The 6,360-nt window shown below is 66.8% G+C and carries 4 protein-coding genes; 1 reads left to right on the top strand and 3 read right to left on the bottom strand.

Annotation, left to right across the window (positions count from 1 at the left end; genetic code table 11):
• Positions 1 to 1,331 precede the first annotated feature (1,331 nt).
• The gene (locus tag JX283_RS07605; protein WP_204830038.1) at positions 1,332 to 2,069 is read right to left on the bottom strand and encodes a GntR family transcriptional regulator; all 738 of its coding nucleotides are present in this window, start codon (positions 2,067 to 2,069) and stop codon (positions 1,332 to 1,334) included.
• Positions 2,070 to 3,223: 1,154 nt separating this feature from the next.
• Between JX283_RS07605 and JX283_RS07610 the strand changes: the two genes are divergently transcribed.
• Positions 3,224 to 3,685, top strand: a complete 462-nt coding sequence (locus JX283_RS07610; protein WP_135978295.1) for a YhcH/YjgK/YiaL family protein — start codon at positions 3,224 to 3,226, stop codon at positions 3,683 to 3,685.
• A 620-nt stretch (positions 3,686 to 4,305) separates the two neighbouring features.
• Here the strand turns inward: JX283_RS07610 and JX283_RS07615 are convergent.
• Together JX283_RS07615 and JX283_RS07620 are read right to left on the bottom strand one after the other, a co-directional pair.
• Complete coding sequence (locus JX283_RS07615) at positions 4,306 to 4,557, bottom strand: hypothetical protein (RefSeq protein WP_204830039.1); 252 nt, start codon at positions 4,555 to 4,557, stop codon at positions 4,306 to 4,308.
• A gap of 419 nt (positions 4,558 to 4,976) precedes the next feature.
• Positions 4,977 to 5,681 carry an ATP-binding cassette domain-containing protein gene (locus tag JX283_RS07620; protein WP_204830040.1) on the bottom strand — a complete coding sequence of 235 codons (705 nt, stop codon included), beginning with the start codon at positions 5,679 to 5,681 and terminating at the stop codon, positions 4,977 to 4,979.
• Between the last annotated feature and the right edge of the window lie 679 nt (positions 5,682 to 6,360).

Consider the following 6,360-nt stretch of genomic DNA (forward strand, 5'->3'; position numbering starts at 1 on the left):
GTCCAAAACGTGACGACGCCGGCATATCTAGCATATTGGTGTCCCTTATGGGAATGAGCGAGACAAGCACCAAGGCGGACGACCTGCACACGCTCCCCCGGCACTGCAGGACCCCATCGTCGCCTTGGAGGAGCCCGGGCTTCAGCGCTCTCTCTCATCTCTCTCTGCTTTCTCTCCGCTGAGGCCCGGGCTCCATCTGGCTTCTCCCGCCCACGTAGAGGGACGATCATGAGACGCAGGTCCCCACGTGCGACGGACACCACCTGGATCTACAACCTGGAGTCCACCGCCTCGCTGCTCCTCGCCCTGGGCAGCGTCGTCTCCGCACTCGTCGCCNGCCATGTCCNGTCTGCGGNCCCNGCGCNNGACTTNTGGACCCGCTGCCTCCTGCCGNTGCAGCTGCCGGTCTTCTACCTCGGGTATGGCTACCTCTACCAGCGCCAGTGGCTGGTGGACAGCGGCCGCTCGTGGCTCGTCTCCATGGGGCGCGAGCTCGTCTACATGCTCGTCCCCCTCGCGGCGGTCACCGTCCCCACCCTCCTCGTAGACGGCTGGACCGGCGCCGGCCCGGGCCTCTCGCCCGCCGCCCTCGGCCGCGCCCTGCTCGTGGAGCCGGTGATCCCCGTGGGCTTCTTCCTCGTGGCGCTGGCCCTCTACGCCGTCGTCCCGACCCTGCGCTCCCGGAGGCAGGCGGCCCTGACGGTCTCCGTGGCGGCCGCCCTCAAGGTCGCCCTGGTCGTCGCGCAGTCCATGCCTGGCGGGCAGGAGGCGGTGGCGCACCTCCCCTACGTGGTGCTCAACGGCTGCGCCAACGGCATCTGGTTCTGCGGGGGCATGGCCCTCGCTGCGGCCGAGGGGGACGGCCGCCCCCTGACGGCCCTCGGGAGCCCCCGCGCGCTCTGGGGCGCCTGGGCGGTGGNCGCGGTCGCCCTGCTGTGGGCCTCCCGGGCCGGGATCGTGGCCGCACCCGCGATGGAGGCCCTGCTCACGGTCGGCGGACTCTGGGCGGCCACGGCGCTCTACGGGCGCATCTTCTCGGCGGGCCGCGGGCAGTGGGGGTTCTTCTCGGCCGTCGACGGCTACACCAAGGGCATCTGGCTCATGCACCCGATGTTCCTCGCGGTGTGGTTCCACCTGGCAGGCCCGGCGTCGCTGCCGGCGCCCCTCCTCGTCGCCGGAACGCTGGCCGTGGCCTACGGGCTGCCGGTGGCCGTCAACGTGGCCATGGACCGCCTGTGGAAACTCGGGTTCCTCGTGAACCCCAGCCGCTACCTCAGGCTCCCGGCCCGGGACGACGCCCCGCGCACGANNGCCGGCGGCCCCGGGGCCGCCTAGGCGCGCTCGGTGCTGGCGCTGATGACGCAGCGGTTGGCGGGCAGCCAGACGCAGCCCCACTCGAAGGCGCGCCCGTCGTCGAGGAACACGGTCTGCTCCAGCTGCAGGGCGGGCGACTTCTCGTCGCACTCGAGCCACTCTGCGCGGCGCTTGCCGCAGACGCAGGCGGAGTAGACCTGGTTGGAGCGGCCCACCNCGTGGCCGNTCGTGCGCACCGCCGCCTCGAAGAGCCCCTCGTGCTCAAAGTCGGCGTCNTCGATGCCGGGGCAGGCCTCCAGCGACACGTGGCTCTCAATGAACATGACCGGCTCCCCAAAGACCGAGCGCACGCGGGCCACGTACAGGTAGGGGTCGCCGCGGTCGAGACCCAGGGCCCAGGCGCAGGCCTTGTTGGCGGGCTCCACGCGCTTCTCCACGAGACGCGTCTCGTAGGGGATGCCCTGGGAGGCCATGGACTCGGCGAAGGNAAGCAGGTAGTTGGACGTGGGACGGGCCATGATGGGCTGGACCACATAGGTGCCGCGGCCGCGCTGCTGGACGAGGAGCCCCTCGTCCACCAGGGCGCGGATACCCTTCTGCACGGTGCCGCGGGAGAGGTGCAGCNTGGCCATGAGCTCGTGCTCCGAGGGGATGCGGTCGTCGACGCCCCACTCGTGGCTGTAGATNTTCTCGCGCACGTAGTCGGCCACCTGGATGTACAGGAGGCTGGAGTCGTCCCTCTCGAAATCGGCCATGAAATCATCTCCCAAAAGCGTTCGCCCGGGCACGCACGGGGCCTGTCACAGTTTAGCGGACCGGAGCGTCCGGACCGCGCATCAGACTCCGTCAGCGGGCATGGGCCCCCGCACCCTCCACTGGGTCGTTGACGGCGGCGCCGGCCTGGGGGTCCCCGGCAAAACGTATGGCGGGCTCCGGCCCCACCCAGAGGTCGGGGCGGTGCAGCGGCAGCTCCGGCGCCGGGGCCGACGGGTCGAAGCCGGCCTCGCGGAGGGCGGCCGTGTAGGCGGCGAGGCCTGCGCGGGTCTCCGCCACGACGGAGTCAAAGACCTCCTGGATGAGGTCGCGGGGCAGCAGCTCATACGTGGTGCGCTCGGGTGGCCGGCGTGCGGCCTCCACGATGGCGCGGTCGGCCGCGGCGGCGCGCGCCACGTCCGCGGCNTCGACGGCGTACTGGGGGAAGCGCGCGGCGGCCGCGACGAGCGCGGGCGTCACCTCCACCGTGGACGAGATGCCGAGGGAATGGCCGAAGAGGTCGAAGTCCCCCTGCTTGGCGATGCGAGTCCGCTCGCCGCTGGGGATGGAGCGGGCCTCGTTGAAGGTGCGGACGCAGGCGTTGTAGCGGTTGTCGGCGAGCAGGTGCGCCCAGGCGCCGAGCACCACGTCGTCCACGCCGCCCTGGGGGATCGCGGGGGCGACNCNGTCGTCCCAGAACNGGCCCNCCTCNGGNACGGGGATGTNCGTGGGCTGGCCGTAGTGGGTGTCGATGTAGCGGAGGGTGTGGGAGACGTCCGGNGCCATGTAGCCCACGTAGATGTCGGGCACGAGGTTGCCGAAGAGGAACAGGTTGGCGTCGCGGATGCCGAGGGTCGCGGCGTCCCCGGGCGCCAGGACGTGCTCGACGAGGCCGGTGTGGATGTTCCAAGAGGGCATGGGCTGGCTCCCGGGGATCGAGACTGCAGGTAGAGGCGTGTAGTCACAGGATAGTGCAAAGACGGTCGCCCCCGACCACGGACAGGGGGCGCCGTGGGCCACCGTGGGCGGCGCNGTGGGCTAGNGGCNTCATGCAGGGNCGCCGCCCGGCCGGACGGCGTGCCGGGCGACGCTTAGAGAGGGACACGGAGGGGCATACAGAGAGACGCCCGTTTCCGCACCCACCTAAGGAGCACCCGTGATCTCTGCATCCATCGACGCCAAGGCCTTCGGCCCCGTGACCTCCGAGCGCATCGAGCGCGCCATGGACTGGTGCCGCACCGTGGACCCCGCCACCCTCGAGCTCGGCCGCAACGACATCGACGGCGACGACGTCTTCGCCAACGTCATGCGCTTCGACACCGCCCCCGCCGGCACCAAGGACTACGAGGCGCACCGCGACCACATCGACATCCACTACGTCTTCTCGGGCGTGGAGCTCATGGGGATCGCCCGCATGAAGGACTGCACCCCCAAGGGCGCCTTCGACGAGGAGAACGACTTCGTCCTCGTGGAGCAGCCCGAGCTGGAGAGCTGGGTCGTCACCCAGGCCGGCGAGTTCTGCCTGACCGCCCCGGCCGACGCCCACAAGCCCGGCTGCAGCCTCGACGCCCCGGCCCCGCTCTTCAAGGCCTGCGTGAAGGTCCGCATCGCCGACTAGGGATTGCGCCAGGCANACAAGGTACCAGGTTGGTTTGTCACCCCCCTGCCCTCCCCTGCGCCTGAAAGCCGTTGTGGGCACCCTCAGCGACTNNCAGGCGCAGGGGGGGCGAAGAGGCAGAGTCTCTCGACAGCGAAACGCACTTCGTGGGCAGCCTAGGCCCCGATTTTGGTCAAGAGCGGCCCGGCGAATCGCTCCGCTGGCAGCAGCCAGGAGTTCGTCGAGTGTGCACTCGCGAAGAACCCAATCCCGCACAAAATGGGGCATGCCCTTCGTGTGAATAATTAACCGCAAGAACGAGCACCTGCGCTTGTCCGAAACCAGCCCAAATGCAACCCGCTCCCGACTCTCCTCAAAGAGCATGGAGACCGAAGTCTCACCGCCACAGCCGAAGTTGTTAATTAAACAACCAAGCNTCTTCTCAATTTCTTTCTGTTGCGAAAGGAAAAGAGTCTCGGTCACTTCGAGAGGATCGCAGCGACTCGCTCCAGATGATCTGCCAGAAGCCCTGAACGAGCCGGTTGAAAAAGACTCCCATACGCCAGCCCTCACATCACAGGACGTGGCAAGGCGCCCGTTGAACAGGGTGGTTCGGCACCGGCACGCCTCGCGCTCACCCCTCACGAGACCTCCCCCGTCGGGCGAAAGCGGCTGCGGGCCAGCACCCGGAAGGCCCCGAAGAAGGCCGCCGACGCCGCCCACAGGCCGGCGGACACCCCGAGGACCCCAAAGCGGGGCAGGAAGGCGAGCACCGCCACCGCGAGGACGACCAGCACCGTGGCGATGTAGGCGATCTGCATGTCGTCGGAGTCGCCGAAGACGAGCCCCCAGGGCGGGGCCGAGGACACGGCGAGAGCCACAATCCCTGACATGAGAAAAATAACGTTTATAATGTTATTCTNCATCAGCGCGGAGGCCGCGGAGACGTCNACCGCACAGTAGACGGCGACCAGCGAGATGCCAAATACAAGCCCCGTCATGGCCGGCAGTGCGGCCGCGCCCATGAGAGAGCTCAACAGGGGGCGCCTCTCCAGGCAGACGTGCTGCAGGACGCCCGACCTTATGTCGTCCCTNACGATCAGAGAGTAGAACTGCATGGAGATGGTCAGGACAGCACCACTATAAAGAAAGAGCTCTAGCGACTGGANCCCCACCAAAGGGGCCAGCGTCCAATAGGGTTTTACGAGCAGAAGCCCAAAAAACCAGACGTATGCGNACCCTATCCAAGCAGTCTCTTTGAAAGATCTCTTTATGAACATCAGGCTTTTATAAAAGAGCGCACCGACCACAGTCAGCTCCCCTCCCCCACGTGACGCACCGTCGCAAAGTACCTGCTCTCAAGCTCATCGCGCGAGCATTNCGCAAGCGGGAAGNCGTCAACCAAAGATCCCTCGTCAAGCACGACGGCCCTTCCCCCAACCTTGTGGGCGAGGTCGAAGTCGTGGGTGGCTACCACCACCGCAGACCCGACATCTGCCATTTCAGCCGCGGCTTGAGCCACCACCACCCGGGTCTCGGGGTCGACGGCGGCGGTGGGCTCGTCGAGGAGCAGCACCTCGGGCGACTCTGACAGCGCAAGCACTAAGGCGGCCCGCACAAACAGGCCGGAGGAAAGCTCGCGACAGGGCGTGTCCATGTAGCCGGCAATCCCCATTCGCCGCGCCCATCGCTCTCCCTGAGCCACAACGTCTGAGTTGCCTAGGTATTTTTCTCTGAACCGCAGGTTCTCGCGGGATGATAGACGCTCTTCCACGCCCCATGGCCCCGTCACCAGCGCCATGCCGTCCATCCTGGTCATATGCACGGCGATGGCGCCCNGAGACGGCTTGAGCACCCCATAGATCAATTTGAGCAGCGTGGTCTTTCCCGCGCCGTTGTGGCCCAAAAGGCAGCAGACGCCCCCGTCGATGTTCAGACAGAACCCATCAAACACCTGTTTTTTGCGCAGCAGCGTCCTATAGGAGANCGAGACGTCGGACACGTCGATAGATGGCACGGTCTCACCCCTCAGCGTCTAGACTCTTGAAGCAGGTGCCCCACCAGAGGCAACGACCGCTTCTCTCTCCATGGGCAGCTGCCCATCCCACGGCCCTGCAACCTTTGCACTCGTCCACACGGTCGCAGCCTCCGCACCGCTCCGGAGATGGGTCAGCGATGGCCCTCATCTTGCGTGCCCTGTTCTGCCTGACCGTTTCAATGGTTTGACGCGACAAATTGCCAATTGTTTCCGGCAAAAGCGGGCANGGNCGCACAGAGAAGNCAGGCTCCACGTACCAGAGGCGCTCCCCTGTCCCACATCCGTAGGCCAACGCCTCGGCATTGGGCACCGCCTCTTCGTCGGCCAATACAACCGAGAAGTCCTCAGTTTCAAACTTTTCCTGCAGGCTTCGTAGAAGCCTACGCACAGATGACGGGCGCCACGGATGCTCGCCCTCCAGCCCCACCGCTCTTCCTTCTGACAGCACGGAAGCCAACCGAAACGAAGAGACACCCCATGAGCGAGCCAGTGCACAGGTTGCCTCGGCCTCGCCGCTCGACTGGTCAATCAGCGCCATGGCACAGGCCACGCGCGCGCCCCTGCGCACAGCTTCTCTCACAAAGTGCTCAACACTCGCAAAAGCCCACGGAACCCCCCCCCCCCCGGAAAACTTTCTCTTGCTATACCAAACTGTTAA

Origin of the sequence: Olsenella sp. CU969, from assembly GCF_905219715.1 — a bacterium.
In the GTDB taxonomy this organism is placed as follows: domain Bacteria; phylum Actinomycetota; class Coriobacteriia; order Coriobacteriales; family Atopobiaceae; genus Granulimonas; species Granulimonas faecalis.

Excerpts from the sequence above, each read along its gene's own strand:
- JX283_RS07615 (WP_204830039.1), bottom strand. The coding sequence starts at position 4,557 with ATGTCAGGGATTGTGGCTCTCGCCGTGTCCTCGGCCCCGCCCTGGGGG.